This is a genomic window from Amnibacterium setariae (assembly GCF_003581425.1).
GTDB lineage: Bacteria > Actinomycetota > Actinomycetes > Actinomycetales > Microbacteriaceae > Amnibacterium > Amnibacterium setariae.
Genome location: NZ_QXTG01000001.1, coordinates 217,793 through 242,772 on the forward strand (window position 1 = coordinate 217,793; position 24,980 = coordinate 242,772).

Consider the following 24,980-nt stretch of genomic DNA (forward strand, 5'->3'; position numbering starts at 1 on the left):
GTCTCAGCGCAGGTCGGGCGGCGGGGCGCCGACGGCCCGGTCGTCCCGTCGCGGCGCGAGCGAGCCGGTGCCGGCGAAGGCGCGGACGAGCTCCAGCTCCCCGTTCACCACGGTCGCGAGCCGCTGGATGCCGATCGCGATGTCCTCCGGCGTCGGGTAGCAGAACGAGAGCCGCATCTCACGGCCGCCGGAGCCGTCGGCGTAGAAGCCGGTGCCGGGCGTGTAGGCGACGAGCTCGCGCACGGCGCGGGGCAGCATCTGCTTCGAGTGCAGCTCGCCCGGCAGGCCCACCCAGATGTAGAAGCCGCCGTTCGGCTCGTTCCAGGTGAGGTTCGGCAGGTACGTCTGCAGCGCGGCGAGCATGGCGTCGCGGCGCTCGCGGTACACGTCGCGGAACCGGGCGATCTGGGCGCGCCAGTCCACCGTCTCCAGGTACTCGGCGATCAGGAGGTGGTTGAAGCTCGACGGCGAGAGGATCGCCGACTCGGCGGCGAGCACGAGCTTCTCCCGGATCGCGTGCGGCGCGACGGCCCAGCCCACGCGGAAGCCGGGCGCGAACGTCTTCGAGAACGACCCGAGGTAGACGACGCCCTCCGGATCGAGGGTCTGCAGCGGCGGGGGCGGCGGCGCGTCGAACCAGAGCAGCCCGTACGGGTTGTCCTCGACGATCAGCACGCCGAGGCGACGGCAGATCTCGACGACCCGGGGCCGGCGCTCGGCGGAGAGCGTGATGCCGGCGGGGTTGTGGAAGTTCGGGATCGTGTAGAGGAACTTGACCGTGCGTCCCGCGGCGCGCTGCTCGAGGATCGCCGCCTCGAGCACCTCCGGCACCAGGCCGTCGGCGTCCATGGGCAGGTGGACCACCCGCGCCTGGTACGACTTGAAGACGCCGAGGGCGCCCACGTAGCTCGGCCCCTCGGCGAGGATCACGTCGCCCGGGTCGATGAAGAGCTTCGTGACGAGGTCGATCGCCTGCTGCGACCCGGTCGTCGTCACGACGTCGTCGGGGGAGGCGGCGATGCCCTCCTCCGCCATCACCTCGACGATGTGCTCGCGCAGCCGGGGGAGGCCCTGGCCGGAGCCGTACTGGAGCGCGGCGGGCGCGTCCGCGAGCAGCATCCGGTCGATCGCGCCCGCGACGAGCTCGCGCGGGATCGCGCGGACGTAGGGCATGCCGCCCGCGAGGGAGACGACCTCGGGGCGCGAGGCCACGGCGAACAGCGCCCTGACCTCGCTGGCGGCCAGGCCGGAAGCCCGCTCGGCGTACGTGGCGAGCCACGGGTCGAGGTCGGTTCCGGTGCCGGTCGGGCGGAGGTCGCTCACGTCAGTGCCTTCTCAGTGCTTCCTCGCACGCGGTGCGCGCGAGGCCCCAGCAGGACGAATGCACCGGAGGCAGGAGGGATCCAAGACTGGTCTCGTCCTGCTGGAGTCGATTCGTCCTGCCGGGGTGCTGGCCCCCGCCCGTGGATCCCGCCCGTCGCGGGGCGACGAGAAGGCCGATCGGATCGGGGGCTGTCAGGCCAGGACGGCGGCGAGGTCGGCTTCGATGGCGGGCTTCGGCTTGGCGCCGATGACCGTCTTCACGACCTCGCCGTTCGAGTAGAGCTTCATCGCCGGGATCGAGGTGATCTGGTACTTCATCGCCGTCTCGGGGTTCTCGTCGACGTTGAGCTTGACGATCTCGATCTTGTCGGCGTGCTCCTCGGCGATCTCGGCGAGCACCGGACCGACCCGGCGGCACGGACCGCACCACGCGGCCCAGAAGTCGACGAGGACCGGCTTGTCGGACTTGAGGACGTCCTGCTCGAACGTCGCATCCGTCACTTCGCGCATCGCGCAATCACTCCTAGTGATGAAGAGGAACGAGTGGGCACTCTACGCCTGGCCGACCAGGGTGCCGTCCGGCGTGAACGTCGCGCCGGAAGCCGGCGCCTCGCCCGGCCGGGTGTCGCCCTTCGCGCGGCTCAGCAGGTCCGCGGGGAGGGAGGCCAGGTAGTGCTCCGCGTCGAGGGCCGCGACCGTGCCGGACGCGGCGGCGGTGATCGCCTGCCGGTACGTCGGGTCGATCACGTCGCCCGCGGCGAAGACGCCGGGGATCGAGGTGCGCGACGAGCGGCCCTCGACCTTGATGGTGCCCTCGGGGGTCAGCTCGAGCTGGTCCTTGACGAGGTCCGTGCGCGGGTCGTTGCCGATCGCGATGAAGACGCCGTCGAGGGGCAGGTGCCGGTCCTCGCCGCCGTTCGTCGACTTGAGCGTCACGCCGTCCACGAGGTCGCCGCCCTGGATCTCCTCGATCGTCGAGTTCCACTGGAACTCGATCTTCGGGTCCTCGAACGCGCGGTCCTGCATGATCTTCGACGCGCGCAGCGAGTCGCCGCGGTGGATCAGGTGGACCTTGTCGGCGAACTTCGTGAGGAAGGTCGCCTCCTCCATCGCCGAGTCGCCGCCGCCGACGACCGCGATCTCCTTGCCGCGGAAGAAGAAGCCGTCGCAGGTCGCGCACCACGAGACGCCGTGGCCGGACAGGCGGTCCTCGCCGGTCACGCCGAGCTTGCGGTACGCGGAGCCGCTGGCGACGACGACCGTCAGGGCCTCGTAGACCTTGTGGTACTTGCCCTCGCCGACGTGGACGCGCTTGACGTCGCCGTCGAGCTCCACCGCGGTGACGTCCTCGAGCACGATCTCGGTGCCGAACTTCTCGGCCTGGAGCCGCATGTTCTCCATGAGGTCCGGGCCCATGATCCCCTCGGGGAAGCCGGGGTAGTTCTCGACGTCGGTGGTGTTCATGAGCTCGCCGCCCGCCTCGACCGAGCTGGCGATGAGCAGCGGCTCCAGCTGGGCGCGGGAGGCGTAGATCGCCGCGGTGTACCCCGCGGGGCCCGACCCGATGATGATCACCTGACGCATGTCCACTCCCTGTCTCGACCTGCGGGGGGTGAAACGGTAACCGGCGGAGCGCTATTCCGCCCGTCGGGGTCGCGCCCCCGGTCGGGGGAGGATCGGGTCAGCGGCGCAGCCGCGACCGCACGAGGTCCGTCGCCATGCGGATCTCGGGGGCCCGCAGGAGGGCCAGGACGATCGCGTAGACCGCGGCGCAGACGACGGCGATGAGCAGGGCGCCGACCGCGCCGCCGATCGTCGACGAGACGGACCAACCGTCCGCCAGGCCGCCGGTCGCCCAGAGCACGAGCACCCCGGCGGCGAGCGCGGGCACTCCGGCCAGCGCGATGCGCCGCAGCCCTGCGGCGAGGTGGCGGTCTCCGAGGGGCCCGAGGCGGCGGCGCAGCAGCGCGAGCGCGACCACGAGCTGCACGGTGCCGCCGATCGAGATCACCGCAGCGATGCCGACCGCGGTCCACGCGTGCGGCAGCAGCGTGCAGGCGAGGATGCCCGGCACGACCACGACCAGCTGGACGAGCGTGAACCGGAACGGGGTGCGCGTGTCCGCCAGCGCGTAGAAGCAGCGCTGCACGACGTACAGGACGGTGAAGGGGATCAGGCCCAGCACGTACGCGACGAGCACAGGAGCCACGGCGTGCGCCTCCGCCGCCGTGCTGAGGTCCTTCGTCCCGCTGAAGATCGCGGTCACCGGCGCCGCCGCCGCGAGCAGGACGGCGGTGGCGAGGCCGATCACCAGCAGCACCGTGCGCAGCACCGTGCTCAGGTCGTCCCGCAGCGCAGGCAGGTCCCCCTCTGCGGCGTGCTCGCTCATCCGGGGATAGAAGACGGTCGCCAAGGACACGGTGATGATCGAGTGCGGCAGCATGAACAGCAGCCAGGAGTTCGCGAGTGCGAACGTCGACGGCGTGGTCGGCCCCGAGGCGCCGGTCGCGACGTAGCCCTGCAGGAACCCGGCGGCCTGCGTCAGGACGAGCATCCCGAAGGTCCACCCCGCGGCCTGCCCCGTCGCCCGCAGACCGACGCCCCGCCAGTGGAAGTCCGGCCGGAACGACAGGCCGGCGCGCTTCCACACCAGCGCCAGGACCAGCGCCTGCACCGCGATGCCCGCGGTGGTGCCGCCGGCGAGCACCGCCGTCTGCGCCGGATCGAGCGGGGTGCTGCGGAACTTGGACACGCTGCCGAACAGCACGAGGAAGATCGCCAGCACCGCCACCGCGATCACGTTGTTCGCGACCGGAGCCCAGGTGTAGGCGCCGAAGCGGCGACGCGCGTTCAGGACCTCGCCGAGGACGGCGTACATGCCGAGGAAGAAGATCTGCGGCATCGACCAGAACGCGAACGGCACTGCGACCTCGTAGGTGCGGCGGTCGCTGATGGTGAGGTGCATCAGCAGCGGCGCGGCGATCGTCAGCACGACGGTCAGCAGTCCGATCGCGACGATGGCGATGGTCAGCAGCTTGTTGACGTAGGCGACGCCGCCGTCCGCGCCCCGACTCGCGCGGATGGTCTGCGGCACGAGCACCGCGCTCACGAGACCGCCTCCGATCAGCGCGTAGAGGCTCGTCGGCATCTGCGTCGCGTTCGTCAGCGCGTTCCCGACGATGGTGGTCTGGCCGCTCAGCACGCCGGTCAGCACGATGGTGCGGGTGAAGCCGAGGACCCGGGACACGATCGTCCCGGACGCGAGGAGCGCGCTCGCCCTGCCGACGCCGCTGCTCATGCGGTCGCCGCCGAGCGCGGCGAGCGCCGGCGCGTGATGTTCCGGTAGACGCCGATCGCGAGCAGCAGGGCGAGGGCGCCGAGCAGGATCCCCGCGACGACGGCGTCGAACCCGGCCTGGACGGCGACGTCGCGCTGGTCCTGCGCGAGCAGCACGCCGTCGGCGGTCTGCAGCCGGAGGGTCACCACGGTGGAGCCGTTGGTGATCGACTTGTACGCGATCTTGGCGACGTTGCCCGCGCGGGCCGGCACGGTCACGGTCGAGGAGCCGTCCTGGAACTGCAGGCGGCCGTTGCTCGCGGACGCCCTGACGGTCAGCACGACCGGCTCGGGCAGGTCGTTCGTGACCCGCACCCGGAGGGTGCCGTCGGTGCCGATCGCGTTGCTCTCGGCGCCGGACGCGAGCTTCACGGCGCCGGTCACGCCGGAGAACGCCTGCTCCGCGGTCTGCGCCGCGGCGCGCCACCCCGTGTCGTCGCTCCGCCACGACGACGAGAGCACGCCGAGCAGCGCGAGCCGCTGCGGGTCCACGACCTGGCCGGCGTCGCCGGTGATCGCCTTGCCGAGCTGCCGCACCTCGCGCTCGCCGCCCAGGAGCTCCTTCGCGGTCGCGACGCGGGACGGCGCGACCGAGCCGCCCTTCAGGCGGACGCCCTGCGGGTCGTCGGCGCCCAGCAGGGCCGGCAGGTCCCGGCCGCGGATCCACGGCTGATCGCCGAGCAGCGACAGCACCCGCGCGAGCTGCGCGGTGTCGCTGCCTCGCCCCACCGCGGCGAGGTAGGCGTCGGTCTCGCCGCTCACGGCCGCAGCGGCCAGCACGCCGACCAGCGTCGACAGCGCGGCGTCGCCGGGGGTGCCGCCGGCGCTCGCCGTGGCGAGCAGGGCGGACGCGGTGCTGTCGGCGACGAGCACCCGGGTCGAGCCGATCCGGGCGAGCGGACCGGCGGTGCGCCGCGCGGTCGTGTCCGCGACGTCGTCGGAGGAGAGGAGGACGGCGCCGTCCCCGCCGAGCGGGCCGAGGTCGGCCGACCGCACCGTGCCCGGCACGGGCCACGCGACCTCCTCGTCCGACCACCGCCAGGCGGTGACGGACCCCGTCGACGGCCCCTCGGCGCCCGTGGTCGCCGTCGGGGCGGGCGTCGCGGCGGCCTGGTCCGCCGCGGCGAAGGAGACGCCGGCGAACCCGGAGGGGCCCATCGGAGCCGTCGCGCCCGCGGCGCGCTCGAGCGTCAGGTCCTGGTCGGCGTAGGGGAGCTCGACGAACCGGTTCGGGAGCCCGTCCAGCTGCGCGAGCAGGTCCAGGGCGTCCTGCGGCGCGGCGTCGCCTGCGAGGCGGACGGACGCGAGGACGGCGGGATCGAGCGCGATCGTCGCGGTCGGGTCGGCGCGCGCGGCGTCGAGCACCCGGGACCAGGCGCCCCCGGGGGCGGCCAGCTGCTGCTGCGTGGCGGCGTCGACGAGGCCTGTGGTCCCCTCCGGCGCGAGCAGCGGCAGGACCGTCCCGAAGCCGACGGACGCCGTCGTGCCCCCGGCCATCTTCACGACGGCGGCGGCGGCGATCACGCGGGTCGCGCCGTTCTGCTCGCGGAACTGCACGTACAGGCGGCGGGCGCCGCTCGCGGACGTCAGGAGGGTGGTGAGGTCCTCCTTCGACAGCGTCGCGCGGACGGTCCGGCTGCCGCCGACCGGGATCGCGGGGACGGCGGCGGTCGCCTCGGCGCGGTAGCCCTGGAGCTGCTCCGGCGGCGTGCGGATCGAGTTCAGCAGGGCGGCCGTGCTCGCGACCGGTGCCGGGTCGAGCGAGAAGGTCAGCCGGCCCGCCTTCAACATGTCCCGGCCCGTGTTCGTCACGGTGACGCCGACACCCAGCGCCTTGTCCTTGCGGATGATCCCCCCGCCGTCGGGGGCGACCACGAGGGAGGCGTCCTCGGTCGCGGCGGCCGCCGGCTGCGCGGCGAGGCCGACCGTCGCGGTGACGGCCACGAGCGCTGCCGCGAGGAGGCGCCGGCCCCTCACCGACCCGTGCCGGGCGCGCGCGAGAGGGGCTCCGACATGCGGGCGAGTGTACGGAACGCCTCCCCCGACCGGGGGACGCCGCGCCCGTTCCATAGGCTGGAGCCATGCATCCGGTGGCCGCCGCCGTGCCGCGGCTGACGGCGCTCGCGGAACGCGAGTCCGTCCGGCGCGTGGTCGACGCCTTCACCGCCGCCGGGCACGAGATCGCCCTGGTCGGCGGGCCCGTCCGCGACGCCCTGCTCGATCGGCCGGTCACCGACCTCGATCTGACGACCTCCGCGCGCCCGGACGAGTCCGCCGCGATCCTGAAGCCCGTCGCCTCCGCGATGTGGGACGTCGGCCGCGCCTTCGGCACCGTCGCCGCGCGGGTCGCCGGCGACTCGGTGGAGGTCACGACGTACCGCCAGGACGCCTACACGCCGTCCTCGCGCAAGCCGGAGGTCGTGTTCGGCGACACACTCGACGGCGACCTCCGCCGCCGCGACTTCACGTCGAACGCGATCGCGGTGCGCCTCCCCTCGCTCGCGATCGTCGACCCCTCCGACGGCATCGCCGCGATCCTCGACCGCCGGCTGACGACGCCCTCCCCCGCCGTCGAGTCGTTCGACGAGGACCCGCTGCGCATGCTGCGCGCCGCCCGCTTCACCGCCCAGCTCGGCTTCGTGCTCGACGACGAGGGCGTCCGCGCCATGACGGCGCTCGCGCCCCGGATCGAGGTGGTGTCCGCCGAGCGCGTGCGGGAGGAACTCGTGAAGCTCGTCTCCACGGACCGGCCCGGGCACGGGCTCGAGCTGCTCGTCGACACGGGCCTCGCGGACCTCGTGCTGCCGGAGCTGCCGGCGCTGCGCCTCACCAGCGACGGCGAGCACCGGCACAAGGACGTCTATCAGCACAGCCTCCAGGTGCTGCAGCAGGCGATCGACCTCGAGCACGAGCGGTTCCCCGGAGCGGTGCCCGACGTGGTGCTCCGGTTCGCGGCGCTGCTGCACGACATCGGGAAGCCGTCGACCCGGCGGTTCGAGCAGGGCGGCGTCGTGACCTTCCACCACCACGACGTGGTCGGCGCGAAGATGGCGCGGAAGCGGCTGAAGGCCCTGCGGTTCCCGAACGCGGAGGTCGACCGGATCGCGAAGCTCATCGAGCTGCACCAGCGGTTCTTCGGGTACGGCGAGGGCGCGTGGACGGACTCGGCCGTCCGCCGCTACGTGCGGGACGCGGGCGACCTCCTGCCGCAGCTGCACATCCTCACCCGGGCCGACGTCACCACGCGGAACGAGCGGAAGGCGCGGCGCCTCGCGGCCGCGTACGACGAGCTGGAGGAGCGCATCGAGCGCCTGCAGGAGCAGGAGGAGCTCGACTCCATCCGGCCGGACCTCGACGGCGAGGCGATCATGCGCGAGCTCGGCCTGCGGCCGGGGCCCGACGTCGGCGCCGCCTACCGGTACCTGCTCGACGTGCGGATGGAGGAGGGCCCCCTCGGCGAGGAGGAGGCGGTCCGCCGCCTCCGCGCCTGGTGGGAGCAGCGCCAGGCCTGACCTCGGGCCCGAGCGGAGCGTCGCCCGCGTCGGGTACGCTGTTGCGGTTGCCCGGGCTGCGTCAGCATGCCCGAGCGCAGGTTCACACCCTCCTGCCGCGGATCGTCCGCGGCCGTTCAGACCAGAGGAGGTGGGGTAGTGACGCAGAAGTACGAGCTCATGGTCATCCTGGACCCGAGCATCGACGAGCGGACCGTCGCGCCCAGTCTGGACCGGTTCCTCGGTGTCATCCGCAACGACGGTGGCACGGTCGACAACGTCGACATCTGGGGCCGGCGCCGACTGGCGTACGAGATCGCGAAGCACACCGAGGGCATCTACGCCGTCGTGCAGCTCACCGCGACGAGCGAGTCCACGCAGGAGCTGAACCGTCAGCTGGGCCTGTCCGAGGCGGTGCTGCGCACGAAGGTGCTGCGCGCCGACGAGGCGGTCGCCCGCATCGGCAAGCCCAACGACAACGCCGGCGAGCCCCGCCCGGAGCGCTCCGAGCGCCCCGACCGCGGTTCGCGCGGTCCCCGCGCGCCCCGTCCCGCCTCCGCGAGGTAGTCGGCCGTGGCGGGCGAGACCATCATCACGGTCGTCGGCAACCTGACCAGCGACCCGGAGCTGCGGTACACGCAGAACGGGCTCGCGGTGGCGAACTTCACGATCGCGTCGACGCCGCGCACGTTCGACCGCCAGTCGAACGAGTGGAAGGACGGCGAGGCGCTGTTCCTCCGCGCGAGCGTGTGGCGCGACTTCGCCGAGCACGTGGCCGGCTCGCTGACGAAGGGCTCCCGCGTCATCGCGACCGGGCGCCTCAAGCAGCGCAGCTACCAGGACCGCGAGGGCCAGAACCGCACCGCGATCGAGCTCGAGGTCGACGAGATCGGCCCCTCGCTCCGGTACGCGACGGCGCAGGTCACCCGCGCGAGCGGCGGCGGCGGCGGCGGAGGTCGCGGCCAGGTCGGTGGTGGCAGCGGCGGTGGCGGCGGTCGTCCGCAGGCGCAGCAGCAGGACGACCCGTGGGGCGCCCCGTCGGGCGGCTCCTCGGGCGGTTCCGGCGGTGGCGGCGGCAACGACGGCTGGAGCACCCCCGGCGCCTACGACGACGAGACCCCGTTCTGAGTCCCGCGTCCCCTCACAACATCTTCTTCTGACGTAAGGAAACGAAATGGCTGGCAAGTCGCGCGGCGACAGCCGCAAGCCGCGGACGAAGGGCGGCAAGCCCGTCGCTCCCGCGAAGCGCATCAAGGTCGGGGTGATCGACTACAAGGACGTCGCCACCCTGCGCAAGTTCATCTCGGAGCGCGGCAAGATCCGCGCCCGCCGCATCACGGGCGTCTCCGTGCAGGAGCAGCGGCTCATCGCCCGCGCCGTCAAGAACGCGCGCGAGATGGCGCTGCTCCCCTACTCCGGCTCCGGCCGCTGATCGGAGGGTCGCAATGGCAACCACGAAGCTGATCCTCACGCACGAGGTCTCCGGCCTCGGCAGCGCGGGCGACATCGTCGAGGTGAAGGGCGGCTACGCCCGCAACTACCTCGTCCCCCAGGGCCTCGCCACGGCGTGGACCCGCGGCGGCCAGAAGCAGGTCGACCAGATCGCGAAGGCGCGCCGTGCGCGCGCCGCCGCGTCCCTCGAGGAGGCCCAGGCCATCAAGGCGCGGCTCGAGGCGCAGCCGATCCGCATCTCGGTGCGGACCGGTCAGGCCGGCCGCCTGTTCGGCTCGGTGTCCACCGCCGACGTCGCCGACGCGGTGTCGGAGGCGGGCCTCGGCTCGATCGACCGCCGCACGGTGGAGTTCTCGGCGCCGGTCCGCGCGGTCGGCACGCACGAGGCCACCGTCCGCCTGCGCGAGGACGTCACGGCGTCCCTCACGCTGGAGGTCGTCGCGAAGCGCTGAGCAGCGCTCCGCATCGAACGGCGCCGGTCCCCGCGGGGGCCGGCGCCGTTCGGCCTTCCCGCCCCGGTCGGATCGGTCCCCGAACGGTGTCGGAGGCTCGCCGTACCGTCATCGGCAGGACACCCGCTCGACGCCGACACGCCCACCGCGCGTGGTGCGATCTTTCTCGACGCGACTTATCCCCAGGCGCGCCTGTGCACTTCTGCGCCCCTGGTCAGACGGTCTTCTCGGCCTGCTCGCAGGGTTCGGAGACCGCAGTTCTCCACAGGTGCTCCACATGGGGAGAGGCCGTTCGCGCGCGCGTCGTCCACAAGGCCGTGCACAGGCCCTCGCGTACGGTCTCCTGACCGGCGCGGCGCAGGGCGTGTCCGGGCCCGGTGCTAGACCACAGGGAGTGCGCGGGGCGGCGGAGTGGATCCCCGGGCGCACGTGCGGGAGGAGGAGCGGACCGGCATGTCGATGACCGATTGGGACACCGCTGCGCCCGAGAGCGGGCCGTGGGACGAGCAGAGCACCCGCAAGGAGCGCACCCCGCCGCACAACCTGCTGGCGGAGCAGAGCGCGCTCGGCGGCATGCTGCTGTCGACGGACGCCGTCGCGGACGTGCTCGAGGTCGTCGTCGGCGCGGACTTCTACGTGCCGAAGCACGAGGTCATCTTCCAGGCGATCCTGAGCCTCTACTCCCGCGGTGAGCCGACCGACGCGATCACCGTCGGCGACGAGCTCGCCCGCACGGGCGACGTGCAGCGCGCGGGCGGCGAGGCGTACCTCCACACCCTCACGAACATCGTCCCCACCGCGGCGAACGCGGGCTACTACGCGCAGATCGTCGCCGAGCAGGCCGTGCTGCGACGGCTGACCGAGGCCGGCACGCACATCGCGCAGATGGGCTACGCGGCCGAGGGCGACGCGATGGACCTGCTGAACCAGGCCCAGGCCGAGGTCTTCGCCATCGCCCGCGAGTCGGCGACCGAGGACTACGCGCCCCTGTCGGAGGCGGTCACGATCGCCATCGACGAGATGGAGGCGGCGACCGGCCGGGACGGCGAGCTGACGGGCGTCCCCACCGGCTTCAAAGGCCTCGACGAGCTCACGAACGGGCTGCACCCGGGCCAGATGATCATCATCGGCGCTCGACCCGCGATGGGGAAGTCGACGCTCGCGCTCGACTTCGCCCGGCACGCGAGCGTCAAGGCGAACATGCCGACGATCTTCTTCTCGCTCGAGATGGGGCGCAGCGAGATCGCCATGCGGCTCATGGCCGCCGAGGCGACCATCTCCATGCAGGACATGCGCAAGGGGCGGCTCAGCACCGACGACTGGACGAAGATCGCCGCGACGCGCGGCCGCATCAACGACGCCCCCCTGTACATCGACGACAGCCCGAACATGACCCTGGTCGAGATCCGGGCCAAGTGCCGCCGGCTCAAGCAGAAGGTCGGGCTGAAGCTCATCGTCATCGACTACCTGCAGCTGATGTCGAGCGGGAAGCGCGTCGAGAGCCGGCAGCAGGAGATCAGCGAGTTCTCGCGAGCGCTGAAGCTGCTCGCGAAGGAGCTGGGCGTGCCGGTCATCGCGCTCTCGCAGCTGAACCGCGGGTCCGAGCAGCGCGCCGACAAGCGGCCGGCGATCTCCGACCTGCGCGAGTCCGGCTCGATCGAGCAGGACGCGGACATCGTGATCCTGCTGCACCGCGAGAGCGCCTACGACCGTGACCAGCCGAACCCCGACGCGGACCTGATCGTGGCGAAGCACCGCGCCGGCCCCACCGACACGATCACGGTGGCGTTCCACGGCCGGTACTCCCGGTTCGCGGACATCGCCGCGGTCTGAACGCGCAGCGGGCGGCCGTACGCTTGTCCTACGGCTTGTAGAACGCGAGCCGGGTCCGCGGCCGGCTCCGGTCCGCGGCGAGCCGTGCCTCCCCTTCCCGCCCGTCGGCGACGCGGGGCGCGGTGCAGGAGAGGGACCTGACGTGACGACGATCCGAGGAGACCGGCCGCGGCCGGCGATCCCGACGGCGGTGGCCGCACGGGCCGTCGCGGCGGCGGTCCTCGCGGCGGTCGTGACGTTCGCGCTCGACCACGGCGCTCCGGCGGCCTTCGGGCTGATCGTGCTCGGCGGCTACCTGGTCCTGCAGGCGGTCGTCCTGGCGGCCTGCAGCCCCGGGCTCGCGCGCACCCGCGCCGGGCGCGGGCTCGTCCTGGTGCGCGCCCTGGTGTCGCTGGCCGGTGGCGTCGTCGCCCTCGCGGGCTCCGGCGCGGGGCTCGACCTCCTGCGTCCGCTCGAGGCGCTCGTCTTCCTCGCGCTCGGCGCGCTCGAGATCGTCGGCGGACTGCTGCGCGCCGAGCGCGCCGAGCTGAGCGGCGACGCGGTCGTCGTCGGCGGGCTGCAGGTGCTCGTCGGCGTGCTGCTCGTCGTGCTCAACCCCGACGCGCTCTTCGCCGTCGGCGTGCTCTCCGCCTGGGGCGCGCTCGTCGCGGTCTACCTCGGCATCTCCGCGGTCAACCTCCGTCGCCGGGGCGTGCGCGCGTGACCCGGCCGTCCCTGCGGGAGCGCCTCAAGCCGCTCGAGCTCGTGGCGATGGCGGCGGTCCTCGGCGCGTTCGCCGGGGTCATCGCCCTCGTGGGCAGCCGGTCGATCGAGGTCGCGGGCGTGCTCGCGGGCGTCGCGTTCATCGCGGCGCTGCTGGTGCTCGCCATGCTCGCGCTGGCGGCCGGTGACCCGACGCCTCCCGAGGGGGAGGAGCGGCCGGTCCTCGAGCGGGAGAAGGCGCCTCGACGCTCCCGGCGCTCGCGCCGCGGCTGACGGGCGCCGCCCTCAGCCGACCGGCAGCGTCTCGCGGCGTCCCGCCGTGCCGATGACGATCGCCTCGACCGCGTGGGCGCGCTCCCGCAGACGATCCAGGTCCACGGAGTCCGCGTCGCGCGGCCCGCGGTCGAGCAGGCAGAGCGCCCCGATCGCGGTGCCGTCCTCCCCGTGCAGCGGGACGCCCGCGTAGAACTCGGCGCCCGCCAGGTGCAGGTAGGCGCGCTCGATGAAGCGCGGGTCGGCGCCCGCGTCCTCCACGACCAGCTCCTCGCCCGTGGCGACGACGGTCTCGCAGCACGTCAAGGCCCGTTCCGCCTCGACGCGCTCCAGCCCGGTGCTCGTGACGCGCCAGCGCCGCTCGCCGTCGAACAGCGAGACCAGGGCCTCGGGCACGCCGAACTCGGCCGCGGTGCGCTCGACGAGCACCTGGATCGCGAAGCGGTCCGACTCGTCGGCGGCCTCCACGACGCCGCGCACCTCGTCGCGGTCGAAGCGGTCCTCGAGGACGCCGGTCCGCGCGACGCCGGCGTCGCGGAGCGCCGACGCGAGCGCCGCGGCGAGCGGCAGCGCGAACGCCGACACGAGCTCCCCGGTCGGTCGTCGACCGGCGAGGCTGCCGAGCCGGGGCGCGGCCAGGTGCACGACGCCGGGCCGGAGGGAGGCGAGTCGCCGGGCGACCCGGTCGAGGCGCTGCGCGTGCCGGAGGGCCGGCGCGCTCAGCGACCGCACGCGGTCCGGGACGTGCACGTCGCCGACGCCCACGAGCAGCACGGGCGCGCCCTCCGGGAGCATCGCCTGCACGGCGTTCAGCAGGTCGACGAGCCGGGCGCCCCACTCGGCCACGGGGGTGAGCCGCAGCGCGTCCTCGGTGCCCACGGCGACGATCGCCGCGGAGAACGGGGTCGCCGGCTCCGGCAGGTCGACGAGGGCGGCGGCCTCGTGCGTCGACGGGGTGTGCTGCACCGCGCAGTCGACGCCCGTGATCGCCCGCACGCTCCGCGCGAGCTCCGCGGCCGGCGCGAGCCGGCGGCGGGCGTGCCGGGAGGAGAACGCGAGACCGTCGCCGACGAGGAGCAGGCGCAGCGCGCCGTCGCTCCAGGACCGCGTCCACGAGGACCCGCCCACGCGGATGCCCCCGCCGCGCCGCGCGCGGGCCGCCGTCGTCACCGGCGCTGCCGAGCGGGTGCGGGAGGCGGACGGAGGGAGGTGGTTCACGGGGACCAGCCTGGCTTGACCCGATCGGTTCACGCGGCCCCCAGTGCACGGGGAACCTCCCGTGCAGCCCGCCCCCGCGGGCCGTGCACGGGATGCGTCACGACTCAGCGGACGTGGTCGACGAGCTCCTCGGCCAGACCCGTGTACGTCGCAGGCGTCAGAGCCGCGAGCCGCGACGCGGCCGCGGGGTCCAGGTCGAGCTCCCCGACGAACTCCCGCATCCGCTCCGCGGTCACCCGGCGGCCTCGGGTGAGCGCCTTGACGAGCTCGTACGGGTTGGTCGCGGCGCTGCGCCCGGCGACGATCTCCGCCCGGACCACCGTCTGCACCGCCTCGCCGAGCACCTCCTGGTTCGCGTCGAGGTCGTCGAGCAGCCGCTGCCGGTCGAGCTCGATCTCCTGCAGCCCCCGCGCGATGTTGTCGAGCGCGACGAGGCCGTGGCCGAGCCCGACGCCGATGTTGCGCTGGGTCGTCGAGTCCGTGAGGTCCCGCTGCCAGCGCGACGTCACGAGCGTGCGGCGCAGGGTGCCGAGCACGCCCTCCGCGAGCTCGAGGTTCGCCTCCGCGTTCTCGAAGCGGATCGGGTTCACCTTGTGGGGCATGGTCGAGCTGCCCGTGGCGCCCGCCTGCGGCACCTGGATCAGGTAGCCCTCGGCGATGTACATCCAGACGTCGGTGCAGAGGTTGTGCAGCACGCCGCCGACGTGCTCGATCCGCCCGTAGAGCTCGACCTGCCAGTCGTGCGACTCGATCTGCGTCGTGAGGGGGTTCCACACGAGGTCGAGGCCCTCCACGAACCGCCGGGTCAGGGCCTGCCAGTCGACCTCGGGAGCCGCCGCGACGTGCGCGGCGAAGTCGCCGCTCGCCCCGTTGGCCTTGCCGAGCACCTCGACCTCGAGCACCCGCTCGCGGAGCCGCTGGAGGCGGTGCACGAACACCGCGAGCTCCTTGCCCATGGTCGTCGGCGTCGCCGGCTGCCCGTGCGTGCGGGCGAGCATCGGCGCGTCGGCCCAGCGGAGCGCGAGCCCCCGGAGGCGCTCGACCACCGCGTCGAGCGCGGGCACCCACACCTCCTGCACGGCGGTGCGCACGGTGGTGGCGACCGCGAGGTTGTTGATGTCCTCGCTGGTGCAGGCGAAGTGGACCAGCTCCGACAGCCGCTCCAGGCCGAGCTCGGCGAGCCGGTCGCGGAGGTAGTACTCGACCGCCTTCACGTCGTGCCGGGTGACCGCCTCGTGGGCCGCGAGCCGCTCGACGTCGGCGGGGCCGAAGTCCCGGACGACCGCGCGCAGGGCCTCGCGCTGCTCCTCGGGGAGCGGCGCGGTGCCGGCCACGCCCGCGTCGGTGAGCGCGAGCAGCCACTCGACCTCCACCCGCACACGGGCGCGGTTGAGCCCGGCCTCGGAGAGGTGCGCGGCGAGGGGGGCGGTCGCGGCGCGGTAGCGCCCGTCGAGCGGGGAGAGCGGCTGGTCGGCCTGGTCGGTCATCGGGCCTCCTTGTCCCCTCCATTCTTCCGGTCCCGAGCGGCCGTCCCTCCCTCCCCAGCCCGGATCCCCCGCAGGCCCGTCCGACGGGGCGGGGCGGGGCGCAGGATCCCTGCGTGCTCCCCGCCGCCGCTCCCGCCCAGGACCCCGCCGACGCCGCCGAGCTCGCGCGGCTCGAAGGGCTCGTCGCCGCCGTGCGCCTGCCGTCCCCGCTGCTGCCCGGATGGCAGTCGCTCACCGCGCTCGAGTACGCGGCGGCGGTCCACGAGCTGTCCGGGCTCCTCGGCACGGTCGCGACGGCGCTCGCCGCGGCCAGGGCCGCGGCATGAGCGGAGCCGTGGACGCGCCGGGGCCCTCCGTCGGCGGCGGCGGAGCGATCGCGATCGACACGGACGCGATGCTCCAGGCGGCGAGGGCGCTCGCCGTCGCGGTCGACGGCCTCCGATCGGCGGCCGCGCAGGGCGCGGGCTGCGCGCCCGCGGCGCCCGCGGCCCGGTCGAGGGTCGAGGAGGCGGTCGGCCTCCTCCGCCGCGCCGTCGACCTCGCGGAACGGGCGGAGTCGGGGCTGCGCGTGGCCGCCGAGCGCTACGGAGCCGTCGAGCACCTCGTGCAGGACGGCCAGCGCGTCGTCGCGGCCGGCGCCGCCGCGGCCACGGGCGGGCTGCTGCGCACGCTGCTGCCGGTGCTCGGCCCGATCGGCACCGGCTTCGTCGCCGTCGGGCTGGTCGGGATCGCCGCGACCCTCGTCGTGCTCCGGACCGCGCAGCGCACGCTCGAGACCGGCCGGCTCGCGCCGCAGTCGGACCCGGTCCTGCGGCGCGCCGCCGCCCTCGTGATCGGCTCGCTCGACGACGGGATCCGGGGCGCCCTGGTGCTCGAGCGCCCCCAGGACCTGCTCGAGGACGACCCCGCCGCGCCGATCGGCAGCGAGCGCATCGCCGCGGTCCTCGCCGCGCTGGTGCTGCACCCCGCCGGAGCGGCCCTGACAATCACGTGCACGCGGCGGACCGCCGCCCGGCCGCCCGCGAGCGTCGCCGAGCTGGCCGACCGGCTGCCCGACGGCGGCGAGCCCGCGGGGCAGGTTCGCATCGAGCGGTACGACGGCCCGGACGGTGCGCGATGGATCGTCTACATCGCGGGCACCGTGACCTTCGCGCGGGACAGCGGCGACGAGCCCTTCGACCTCGCGTCCGACGTGCTCGGGGTCGCGCACCGCCCGAGCGACTCGGAGCGCGCGGTGCTGCAGGCGATGGCGGAGGCGGGGGTGGGGCCGGAGGACCCGGTGCTGCTGGTCGGGCACTCCCAGGGCGCGCTCGACGCCGTGCGCGTCGCGCAGGACGGCGGCTACCGGATCGGCGGCGTCGTCGGGTTCGGGGGCCCGACCGGGCAGATGGTGCTCCCGGACGACGTGCCCGTCCTCGCGGTCGAGCACGACGAGGACCTCGTGCCGGTGCTCGGCGGCGTCCCGGCCTCCGGCTCGGCCGGGCTGCGGCGGCTCGTGGTCCGCCGGTCGCTGCCGGACGGCGGCTTCGGCGTGCCGACCTCGCCGGCGACCGCCGCGTTCCCGGCGCACGACCTGGGCGCCTACCGGCGCACGACCTGGGCGCCTACCGGCGCACGACCGCCGCGGCCGAGGCGTCGGGCGATGCGCGCGTGACGGCCTTCCGCTCCCGCATCGAGCCGTTCCTCTCCGGAGCGCCCGGCGTCGCGACCCGGTGGCGGGCGCGGCGCGTCAGTCCGGGTCCCGGCCCGACAGCGGCCGCAGGATCAGCCCCACGACCCAGCCGATGATCCCGAGGACCAGGGCCCCGAGGACGCCCCACCAGAAGCCGTCGACGACGAGGCCGAACCCGATCGCCCCGCTGATCCAGGCGACCAGCAGGAACAGCAGGCCGTTCACGACCAGCGAGATCAGGCCGAGCGTGAGGAGGTAGAGCGGGAATGCGACGATGCGGATGGCGGTGCCCAGCACGCCGTTCACGAGCCCGAAGATGAGGCCGAGGAGCAGGTAGGTCAGCACGGACGCGACCGGGTCGTCGGCGCGGTAGGGCACCACGCGGACGCCGTCCCCCTGGCCCAGGGCCGAGAAGAGCAGCGTCGTGAGCCACAGGGCGATCGCGTTCACGATGGCCCGCACGACGAACCGGCGCATTCGACCACTATGGCAGCCGGGACCCGTGCACCGCGGACGCCGTTCCGCTGCAGCCGCCTCGCTCTCGTCGCTGTCGTGCATGAGATCCGGGTCCGCTTTGTGGACATCCTCCAGCGGTGGGGCTCCGCTGGCTCGGTACTGTCCACGGATACAGTGATCGCCGGGCCGCTCGGCCCAGGGCCCGCCCTGTCGCGGCGGCGCTGCAGCACCACGTGAGGAGCGCAGGTGGCGGAAGCCTCCGAGACCGTGAGCGTGCTCGACGAGCACGGCGCCTTCCGGCCGTCGCCGGCCGCGGAGCAGTACGCCGACCGCGCGCTCGCGCTGACGCTCGACGAGCGCGTCGGGTTCCTCCGGGACATGGTCCGGACGCGCGCGTTCGACGTCGGTGCGGCGAACCTCCAGCGGCAGGGGCACCTCGCCCTCTGGGTGCCGAGCTACGGGCAGGAGGCCGCGCAGGTCGGCTCCGCCCGGGCCACCCGTCCCCAGGACTCGGTGTTCCCGGCCTACCGGGAGCACGCCGTCGGCATGATCCGCGGCCTCGACCCGATCGAGATCATCCGCATGTACCGGGGCACCGTGCACGGCGCGTGGGACCCGGCCGCCAACGGCAACTTCCACCAGTACTGCCTCGTGATCGGTTCCCAGACGCTGCACGCGACCGGCTACGCGATGGGCGTGCAGTTCGACGGCACGACCGCGACGGGGGACCCCGAGCGCGACGAGGCGGTCATCGTCTACTTCGGCGACGGCGCCACCTCCCAGGGCGACTCGAACGAGGCGCTCGTGTTCGCGGCGAGCTACCAGACGCCGCAGGTCTTCTTCATCCAGAACAACCACTGGGCCATCTCGGTCCCGGTGGAGCGGCAGTCCCGGGTCCCGCTCGCGCAGCGCGCCACCGGGTTCGGCCTGCCGGGGGTGCGGCTGGACGGCAACGACGTGCTCGCCTCCTACGCCGTGACGGCCGCGCTGCTCGACGACGCGCGCGCCGGCCGCGGGCCCGCGCTCATCGAGGCGCTCACGTACCGGATCGGCGGCCACTCGTCCTCCGACGACCCGACGAAGTACCGCACGCAGGAGGAGCTCGAGTGGTGGAGCGGGCGCGACCCGCTGCTGCGCCTCCGCCGGCACCTCGAGGGCGAGGGCGTGGGCGCGGAGGTCTTCGAGTCGATCGACGCGGAGGGCGCCGACCTCGCCGCGGACGTCCGCCGCCGGACGATCGAGATGCCGGACCCGCCCATGAGCGAGATGTTCGAGTTCGTGTACACGGACCCGCACCCCGTGACGGAGGCGCAGCACGCCTGGCTCCGGGACTACGAGGCGTCCTACGGGAGCGAGCAGTGACGACGATGCCGATGGTCCGCGCGCTGAACGCGGGCCTCAAGAAGGCCATGGCCGACGACCCGAAGGTCCTCCTGATGGGGGAGGACGTGGGCACGCTCGGCGGCGTCTTCCGCGTGACGGAGGGGCTGAAGACGGAGTTCGGGCCGAAGCGCGTGCTCGACACCCCGCTCGCCGAGTCCGGCATCGTCGGCACGGCGATCGGCCTCGCGATGCGCGGCTACCGGCCGATCTGCGAGATCCAGTTCGACGGCTTCATCTACCCGGGCTTCGACCAGATCACCTCGCAGCTCGCCAAGATCACGAACCGGCACCGCGGCGCGCAGGCGATGCCCGTCGTCATCCGCGTGCCCTACGGCGGCCACATCGGCGCCGTCGAGCACCACCAGGAGAGCCCCGAGACGCTGTTCGCCCACACGGCGGGCCTGCGGGTCGTGAGCCCGTCCACGCCGAACGACGCCTACTGGATGATCCAGCAGGCCGTCGCGTCGAACGACCCCGTGATGTTCTTCGAGCCGAAGGGCCGCTACTGGCCGAAGGGCGAGGTCGACCTCGACGCGCCCGCCGTCGGCCTGCACGACTCGCGCGTGGTCCGCGCGGGCACCGACGCGACGCTCATCGGGTACGGCCCGATGGTCAGCGTGCTGCTCGCCGCGGCCGGCGTCGCCGCCGAGGAGGGACGCAGCCTCGAGGTCGTCGACGTGCGCTCGCTCTCCCCCGTCGACTGGGACCCGATCGTCGCGAGCGTCGAGAAGACCGGGCGCGCGATCGTCGCCCACGAGGCCTCCGGCTTCCTCGGCATGGGGGCCGAGATCGCGGCGCAGCTCACGGAGCGCGCCTTCTACTCGCTCGAGGCCCCCGTGCTCCGCGTGACGGGCTTCGACATCCCGTTCCCGGCTGCGAGACTCGAGAAGCTCCACCTGCCCGACGCCGACCGTGTCCTGGAAGCCGTCGACCGCGCCTTCGCGTACTAGGAGACCCGTGACCACGTCCCACTTCGCCCTGCCCGACGTCGGCGAGGGCCTCACGGAGGCGGAGATCGTCTCCTGGAAGGTCGGCCCCGGCGACGAGGTGGAGGTGAACCAGGTCATCGTCGAGATCGAGACGGCGAAGTCCCTGGTCGAGCTGCCGTCGCCCTACGCGGGGACCGTGGCCGAGCTGCTCGTCGCGGAGGGCGACACGGTCGCGGTCGGCACGCCGATCGTCGCGGTCGCGTCCGGCGCCGCCGAGCAGCTCGCCGCGCCGCTGCAGACCCCGGCCCAGGCCGCGTCGCCCGTCGAGGTGCAGGTGCGCGAGCCCGCCGAGCAGGTGGAGGAGGGCTCCGGCGCGGTCCTCGTCGGCTACGGCGTCGACGCGCACGCCAAGAGCCGTCGCGGTCAGCGGCGGGGGCCCGTCTCCAGCCCGGTGCCGCCCAGGCCGCAGGTCGCGGCGCCGGTGAAGCCGCCGATCCGCAAGCTCGCGAAGGACCTCGGCGTCGACCTCGCGCGGGTCGCCCCGAGCGGCCCCTCCGGCGAGGTGACCCGCGACGACGTGCTGCGCACGAAGCAGCAGGAGAGCGTGTTCCGCAACGTCGAGACGCCGGCATGGCCGGACAGCCGCGAGGAGCGCATCCCGGTCAAGGGCGTGCGCAAGGCGATCGCGAGCGCGATGGTGAAGAGCGCGTTCACCGCGCCCCACGTGAGCGTGTTCGTCGACGTCGACGCCACCCGCACCATGGAGTACGTCAAGCGGCTGAAGGCGTCGCCCGACTTCTCCTCGGTGAAGATCTCGCCGCTGCTCGTCATGGCGAAGGCCGTGATCTGGGCGGTGCGCCGGAACCCCACGGTCAACTCGACGTGGACCGACGCGGAGATCGTGGTCCACCACTACGTGAACCTCGGGATCGCCGCCGCGACGCCGCGCGGGCTCATCGTGCCGAACGTGAAGGACGCGCAGTCGCTGTCCATGCGGAACCTCGCGGGCGCGCTCGAGCAGCTGGTCATCACCGCGCGCGACGGCAAGACCACCCCCGCCGACATGGCGCAGGGCACGATCACCATCACGAACCTCGGCAGCTTCGGCATGGACACCGGTACGCCGATCCTGAACCCGGGCGAGGTGGCGATCGTGGCGCTCGGCACCATCCGGCAGAAGCCGTGGGTGGTGGACGGCGAGGTCGTGCCGCGGTACGTGACGACGATCGGCGCCAGCTTCGACCACCGCATCGTCGACGGCGACGTCGCGAGCCGCTTCCTGGCGGACGTCGCGGCGGTCGTGGAGGAGCCGGCGCTCCTGCTCGACTGAGCCGCTCCGGCTGCTCGACTTGAGAATGATTGTCGTTAGCGCCTAGCCTGCGAGGGTGAAGCGACTGCTCCCCCTCGTGCTCGCGCCGGTCCTCGTGCTCGCGGGATGCTCCGCCGCCGAGGTGGACGCCGGTGCGGCGAGCGGCGGCAGGATCCGCGTCGTCGCGTCGACCGACGTCTGGGGCGACGTGGTGCGCCAGGTGGGCGGCTCCGCGGTCTCGGTGGACTCGATCATCACCGACCCGGACCGCGACCCGCACGAGTACCAGGCGGACCCGCGCGACCAGCTGGCGGTCTCGCGGGCGCAGCTCGTCGTCGTGAACGGCGGCGGGTACGACGACTTCCTGTCGCAGCTGCTGAAGAACGCGCCGTCGTCGACGGAGGTCGTCGACGCGGCCGACGCCTCGGGGCTCGACCGGCACCCCGCCGGCGGCGAGTTCAACGAGCACCTCTGGTACGACTTCCCCGCGGTGTCGGAGGTCGCCGGGACGGTCGCGGAGGAGCTGACGAAGGTGGATCCGGCTCGTGCCTCGACCTTCCGCTCGAGGTTGAAGGCCTTCCGCGCCTCGCTCGCGGAGCTCGAGGCGACGGCGGCGTCGATCGAGCGGACCGCGAAAGGGGAGGGCGTCGCGATCACCGAACCCGTGCCGCTGTACCTGACCGACGCGCTGGGGCTCGTGAACCGCACGCCTCCCGCCTTCAGCGAGGCGATCGAGGAGGGCGACGACGTGGCGCCCGCCGTGCTGAAGGAGCAGCTCGCGCTGTTCAGCGAGCACCGGGTCGCCGTCCTCGCCTACAACGAGCAGACGACGGGACCGACGACCGAGCAGGTGCTCGCGGCGGCGAAGCGCGAGGGCGTCCCCGTCGTCGGCGTGCGCGAGACCCTGCCGGACGGCCAGGACTACCTGCGGTGGATGCAGCACGACCTCGAGGCGTTCCGGACGGGGCTCTCCCGATGACGCCCGTGCTCGAGCTGGAGGGTGCCCGGCTCGCCTTCGGCGGCAGGACGCTCTGGCAGGACCTCGACCTCGCGGTGGAACCGGGGGAGTTCGTCGCCGTCCTCGGCCCGAACGGGTCGGGCAAGACGACCCTGCTGAAGGCGGTGCTCGGGATCCAGCGCCTGTCGGCCGGCTCCCTCCGGGTGCTCGGCCGCCCGCCTGCGCGCGGCGACCGCCGCATCGGCTACATCCCGCAGCAGCGCCTCCTCGACTCGTCGACCCCGGTGCGCGGCGCGGACCTCGTCGGCTTCGGCGTCGACGGGGGCCGCTTCGGACCGCCCTTCCGCCGCAGGGCGGACCGGGAGCGCATCGGTCGCCTCGTCGACGAGGTCGGGGCCGGCGCCTTCGCGGGCCGGGCCGCGTGGCGCCTGTCCGGCGGCGAGCAGCAGCGGCTCCGGGTGGGCCAGGCGGTCGCGGCCGAACCGGCGCTCCTGCTGTGCGACGAGCCCCTCATCTCCCTCGACCTCGCGAACCAGGCGGCCGTGAGCGAGCTGATCGACCGCCGCCGGCGCGAGCACGGCACGGCCGTGCTCTTCGTCACCCACGATGTGAACCCCGTGCTCGAGCACGTCGACCGCGTCGTCTACCTCGTCGACGGCCGCGTGCGCATCGGCGCCCCGGAGGAGGTGCTCACGTCGCCCGTGCTGAGCGAGCTCTACCGGACGCACGTCGACGTCGTGCGGGTGCACGACCGCATCGTGGTCGTGGGCGCCGGCCACCCCGCGGACGTGCACGTGGAGACGGCGCCGTGACCCTCTTCGACTTCAGCGACTACGGCGCCCTGCTCGGGCTCGTGACGAACTCGCTGATCGCCGGGGCGCTGCTCGGGATCGTCGGCGGCCTCGTGGGGTTCTTCGTGATGGCGCGGGACCTGCCCTTCGCCGTCCACGGGATCAGCGAGCTCTCCTTCGCCGGCGCGGCAGGCGCGCTGCTGCTCGGCGCCGACGTCGTCGCGGGCTCCGTCGTCGGCTCGGTCGTCGCGGCGCTGCTCATCGGGCTCCTCGGCGCCCGGGCGCGGGAACGGAACTCCGTCATCGGCGTGCTCATGCCGTTCGGCCTCGGGCTCGGGATCCTCTTCCTCGCCCTCTACCCCGGCCGGTCCGCGAACCGGTTCGGGCTGCTCACCGGTCAGGTCGTGTCCGTCGACGGCCCGCAGGTGCTCGTGCTGATCGCGGTCTCCCTCGTCGTGCTGGTCACGCTGCTGCTCGTCTGGCGCCCGCTGCTGTTCGCGAGCGTCGACGAGGACGTGGCGATCGCGCGGGGCGTGCCGACCAGGGGGCTGTCGATGCTCTTCATGGTGCTGCTGGCGCTGACCGTCTCCGTCGCCGTGCAGACCGTCGGCGCGCTGCTCGTGCTCGCGCTGCTCGTGACCCCGGCCGCCGCAGCCCTGCGGGTCGCGTCCGGCCCGCTCGCCGTCAGCCTGCTCTCGATGCTGTTCGCGACCGTCGCGGTGGTCGGCGGCATCCTGATCGCCCTCGGCTCGGCGATCCCGATCAGCCCGTTCGTCACGACCATCTCGTTCCTCATCTACGCGGTGTGCCGGATCGTCGGGAGCGGCAGGGCCTCGCGCGTACGCTCGGCCGCATGAAGCGGCGCACCTGGCAGCGCACGGCGGTGCAGGAGGCGCTCGCGTCCCGCGACGACTTCGTCAGCGCCCAGACGCTGCACGCCGCGCTCCGCGAGGGCGGCTCCCCCATCGGTCTCGCCACCGTCTACCGGGCCCTCGCCGACCTGGCCGAGGAGGGCGACGCGGACTCGCTGCAGGCCGAGGGCGAGAGCCTCTACCGCGCCTGCGTCTCCGCCGGGCACCACCACCATCTGATCTGCCGCTCCTGCGGGCGGACGGTGGAGATCGAGGCGGACGACATCGAGTCGTGGGCCGCTGGCGTGGCCGCGCAGCACGGCTTCCGCGACCCCCAGCACGTCGTCGACGTGTTCGGAACTTGCGAGGCCTGCGCGCGCCGCTGAGGGGTCGATCGCCCTCTGAAACGCAATCAGGTGTTCGAACCTCGGCGATTCACGTGTCCTCGTGTTGCACGTGGTCGGCGGGGGCCCGGGAACGCACTCCCCGACGCCGTCCTGCGACCGCCGGACCTCGCGGCGGAAGGGCACGGCTCCGGCTCTGCTAGGCTCTCCGACCGGCCGCGTCGCGGCAGTGGGGCCTCCGCACCCGGGGGTCCCGCAGACAAGTGATCTTGGGTGCGCACGCTGAAGCGTGTGCACGGTACCGAGGAGGAATCGTGGCAGCAGTCTGCCAGGTGACCGGAGCCGGCCCCGGCTTCGGCAACACCATCTCGCACTCGCACCGGCGCAACCGTCGCCGGTTCGACGTCAACATCCAGAAGAAGACGTACTACGTGCCGTCCCTCAAGCGGAACGTCACGCTGACCGTCTCGGCCAAGGGCATGAAGGTCATCGACGCCCGCGGCATCGAGAGCGTCGTGGCGAGCATCATCGCCCGCGGGGAGAAGATCTGATGGCCCGCCAGCAGGACGTCCGGCCGATCATCAAGCTGAAGTCGACCGCCGGGACCGGGTACACGTACGTGACCCGCAAGAACCGCCGCAACAACCCCGACCGCATCGTGCTCAAGAAGTACGACCCGGTGGTCCGCAAGCACGTCGACTTCCGCGAGGAGCGCTAAGC

The 24,980-nt window shown here is 73.5% G+C and carries 27 protein-coding genes; 19 read left to right on the top strand and 8 right to left on the bottom strand.

Annotated elements, in window-relative coordinates; genetic code table 11:
* Positions 1 to 3 precede the first annotated feature (3 nt).
* From D1781_RS01110 to D1781_RS01130, 5 genes are all read right to left on the bottom strand, one after another.
* Positions 4 to 1,323 carry an aminotransferase-like domain-containing protein gene (locus D1781_RS01110; RefSeq protein WP_119480454.1) on the bottom strand — a complete coding sequence of 440 codons (1,320 nt, stop codon included), beginning with the start codon at positions 1,321 to 1,323 and terminating at the stop codon, positions 4 to 6.
* Between the two features lie 192 nt (positions 1,324 to 1,515).
* Positions 1,516 to 1,833 carry a thioredoxin gene (trxA, locus tag D1781_RS01115; protein WP_119480455.1) on the bottom strand — a complete coding sequence of 106 codons (318 nt, stop codon included), beginning with the start codon at positions 1,831 to 1,833 and terminating at the stop codon, positions 1,516 to 1,518.
* 42 nt (positions 1,834 to 1,875) lie between these two features.
* On the bottom strand, positions 1,876 to 2,907 hold the full coding sequence (gene trxB / locus D1781_RS01120; protein WP_119481658.1) for a thioredoxin-disulfide reductase: 1,032 nt from the start codon (positions 2,905 to 2,907) through the stop codon (positions 1,876 to 1,878).
* Between the two features lie 97 nt (positions 2,908 to 3,004).
* The gene (murJ, locus tag D1781_RS01125; protein WP_119480456.1) at positions 3,005 to 4,621 is read right to left on the bottom strand and encodes a murein biosynthesis integral membrane protein MurJ; all 1,617 of its coding nucleotides are present in this window, start codon (positions 4,619 to 4,621) and stop codon (positions 3,005 to 3,007) included.
* The gene (locus D1781_RS01130; protein WP_267899773.1) at positions 4,618 to 6,729 is read right to left on the bottom strand and encodes a DUF6049 family protein; all 2,112 of its coding nucleotides are present in this window, start codon (positions 6,727 to 6,729) and stop codon (positions 4,618 to 4,620) included. Before D1781_RS01130 ends, murJ begins: the two co-directional genes overlap by 4 nt.
* An 11-nt stretch (positions 6,730 to 6,740) precedes the next feature.
* Between D1781_RS01130 and D1781_RS01135 the strand changes: the two genes are divergently transcribed.
* The 8 genes from D1781_RS01135 to D1781_RS01170 all read left to right on the top strand — a co-directional run bounded on the left by D1781_RS01135 (position 6,741) and on the right by D1781_RS01170 (position 12,862).
* Positions 6,741 to 8,171, top strand: a complete 1,431-nt coding sequence (locus D1781_RS01135; RefSeq protein ID WP_119480458.1) for a CCA tRNA nucleotidyltransferase — start codon at positions 6,741 to 6,743, stop codon at positions 8,169 to 8,171.
* 138 nt (positions 8,172 to 8,309) lie between these two features.
* A complete protein-coding gene (gene rpsF / locus D1781_RS01140) occupies positions 8,310 to 8,717 on the top strand; it encodes a 30S ribosomal protein S6 (RefSeq protein WP_119480459.1) in 408 nt (135 codons plus the stop codon).
* A 6-nt stretch (positions 8,718 to 8,723) separates the two neighbouring features.
* Positions 8,724 to 9,278 carry a single-stranded DNA-binding protein gene (locus tag D1781_RS01145; protein WP_119480460.1) on the top strand — a complete coding sequence of 185 codons (555 nt, stop codon included), beginning with the start codon at positions 8,724 to 8,726 and terminating at the stop codon, positions 9,276 to 9,278.
* A 46-nt stretch (positions 9,279 to 9,324) separates the two neighbouring features.
* Complete coding sequence (gene rpsR / locus D1781_RS01150) at positions 9,325 to 9,582, top strand: 30S ribosomal protein S18 (RefSeq protein ID WP_119480461.1); 258 nt, start codon at positions 9,325 to 9,327, stop codon at positions 9,580 to 9,582.
* A gap of 13 nt (positions 9,583 to 9,595) precedes the next feature.
* Positions 9,596 to 10,054, top strand: a complete 459-nt coding sequence (gene rplI, locus D1781_RS01155) for a 50S ribosomal protein L9 (RefSeq protein ID WP_119480462.1) — start codon at positions 9,596 to 9,598, stop codon at positions 10,052 to 10,054.
* A 453-nt stretch (positions 10,055 to 10,507) separates the two neighbouring features.
* Positions 10,508 to 11,887 carry a replicative DNA helicase gene (gene dnaB, locus D1781_RS01160; RefSeq protein WP_199706332.1) on the top strand — a complete coding sequence of 460 codons (1,380 nt, stop codon included), beginning with the start codon at positions 10,508 to 10,510 and terminating at the stop codon, positions 11,885 to 11,887.
* Between the two features lie 142 nt (positions 11,888 to 12,029).
* On the top strand, positions 12,030 to 12,590 hold the full coding sequence (locus D1781_RS01165) for a hypothetical protein (RefSeq protein WP_119480463.1): 561 nt from the start codon (positions 12,030 to 12,032) through the stop codon (positions 12,588 to 12,590).
* Positions 12,587 to 12,862 carry a hypothetical protein gene (locus D1781_RS01170; RefSeq protein WP_119480464.1) on the top strand — a complete coding sequence of 92 codons (276 nt, stop codon included), beginning with the start codon at positions 12,587 to 12,589 and terminating at the stop codon, positions 12,860 to 12,862. The genes D1781_RS01165 and D1781_RS01170 overlap by 4 nt, the downstream gene beginning before the upstream one ends.
* Positions 12,863 to 12,874: 12 nt before the next feature.
* Here the strand turns inward: D1781_RS01170 and D1781_RS01175 are convergent, their stop codons facing one another.
* Complete coding sequence (locus D1781_RS01175) at positions 12,875 to 14,080, bottom strand: GAF domain-containing protein (protein ID WP_119480465.1); 1,206 nt, start codon at positions 14,078 to 14,080, stop codon at positions 12,875 to 12,877.
* 104 nt (positions 14,081 to 14,184) lie between these two features.
* Positions 14,185 to 15,567: an adenylosuccinate lyase gene (gene purB, locus D1781_RS01180; protein ID WP_119480466.1), complete on the bottom strand. Its 1,383-nt coding sequence runs from the start codon at positions 15,565 to 15,567 to the stop codon at positions 14,185 to 14,187.
* A 113-nt stretch (positions 15,568 to 15,680) separates the two neighbouring features.
* Between purB and D1781_RS01185 the strand changes: the two genes are divergently transcribed.
* Positions 15,681 to 15,893, top strand: a complete 213-nt coding sequence (locus D1781_RS01185; protein ID WP_119480467.1) for a hypothetical protein — start codon at positions 15,681 to 15,683, stop codon at positions 15,891 to 15,893.
* Complete coding sequence (locus tag D1781_RS01190) at positions 15,890 to 17,221, top strand: alpha/beta fold hydrolase (RefSeq protein WP_147392005.1); 1,332 nt, start codon at positions 15,890 to 15,892, stop codon at positions 17,219 to 17,221. The genes D1781_RS01185 and D1781_RS01190 overlap by 4 nt, the downstream gene beginning before the upstream one ends.
* Before the next feature lie 75 nt (positions 17,222 to 17,296).
* On the opposite strand, the gene D1781_RS01195 is transcribed toward D1781_RS01190, so the two are convergent.
* A complete protein-coding gene (locus tag D1781_RS01195) occupies positions 17,297 to 17,716 on the bottom strand; it encodes a phage holin family protein (protein ID WP_119480469.1) in 420 nt (139 codons plus the stop codon).
* 225 nt (positions 17,717 to 17,941) lie between these two features.
* Between D1781_RS01195 and D1781_RS01200 the strand changes: the two genes are divergently transcribed.
* The 9 genes from D1781_RS01200 to rpmG all read left to right on the top strand — a co-directional run bounded on the left by D1781_RS01200 (position 17,942) and on the right by rpmG (position 24,978).
* Positions 17,942 to 19,057, top strand: a complete 1,116-nt coding sequence (locus D1781_RS01200; protein WP_233550903.1) for a thiamine pyrophosphate-dependent dehydrogenase E1 component subunit alpha — start codon at positions 17,942 to 17,944, stop codon at positions 19,055 to 19,057.
* Between the two features lie 5 nt (positions 19,058 to 19,062).
* Positions 19,063 to 20,028, top strand: coding sequence for an alpha-ketoacid dehydrogenase subunit beta (locus D1781_RS01205; RefSeq protein WP_119481660.1), 966 nt, complete (start codon positions 19,063 to 19,065; stop codon positions 20,026 to 20,028).
* A gap of 7 nt (positions 20,029 to 20,035) precedes the next feature.
* Positions 20,036 to 21,337, top strand: a complete 1,302-nt coding sequence (locus tag D1781_RS01210) for a dihydrolipoamide acetyltransferase family protein (protein ID WP_119480470.1) — start codon at positions 20,036 to 20,038, stop codon at positions 21,335 to 21,337.
* Positions 21,338 to 21,392: 55 nt separating this feature from the next.
* Positions 21,393 to 22,295, top strand: coding sequence for a metal ABC transporter solute-binding protein, Zn/Mn family (locus D1781_RS01215; protein ID WP_119480471.1), 903 nt, complete (start codon positions 21,393 to 21,395; stop codon positions 22,293 to 22,295).
* Positions 22,292 to 23,086 carry a metal ABC transporter ATP-binding protein gene (locus tag D1781_RS01220; RefSeq protein ID WP_119480472.1) on the top strand — a complete coding sequence of 265 codons (795 nt, stop codon included), beginning with the start codon at positions 22,292 to 22,294 and terminating at the stop codon, positions 23,084 to 23,086. Before D1781_RS01215 ends, D1781_RS01220 begins: the two co-directional genes overlap by 4 nt.
* Positions 23,083 to 23,922 carry a metal ABC transporter permease gene (locus D1781_RS01225; protein ID WP_119480473.1) on the top strand — a complete coding sequence of 280 codons (840 nt, stop codon included), beginning with the start codon at positions 23,083 to 23,085 and terminating at the stop codon, positions 23,920 to 23,922. The genes D1781_RS01220 and D1781_RS01225 overlap by 4 nt, the downstream gene beginning before the upstream one ends.
* Complete coding sequence (locus D1781_RS01230; RefSeq protein WP_119481662.1) at positions 23,919 to 24,302, top strand: Fur family transcriptional regulator; 384 nt, start codon at positions 23,919 to 23,921, stop codon at positions 24,300 to 24,302. The genes D1781_RS01225 and D1781_RS01230 overlap by 4 nt, the downstream gene beginning before the upstream one ends.
* 272 nt (positions 24,303 to 24,574) lie before the next feature.
* On the top strand, positions 24,575 to 24,811 hold the full coding sequence (gene rpmB, locus D1781_RS01235) for a 50S ribosomal protein L28 (RefSeq protein WP_119480474.1): 237 nt from the start codon (positions 24,575 to 24,577) through the stop codon (positions 24,809 to 24,811).
* A complete protein-coding gene (rpmG, locus tag D1781_RS01240; protein ID WP_119480475.1) occupies positions 24,811 to 24,978 on the top strand; it encodes a 50S ribosomal protein L33 in 168 nt (55 codons plus the stop codon). The genes rpmB and rpmG overlap by 1 nt, the downstream gene beginning before the upstream one ends.
* Positions 24,979 to 24,980: the final 2 nt, after the last annotated feature.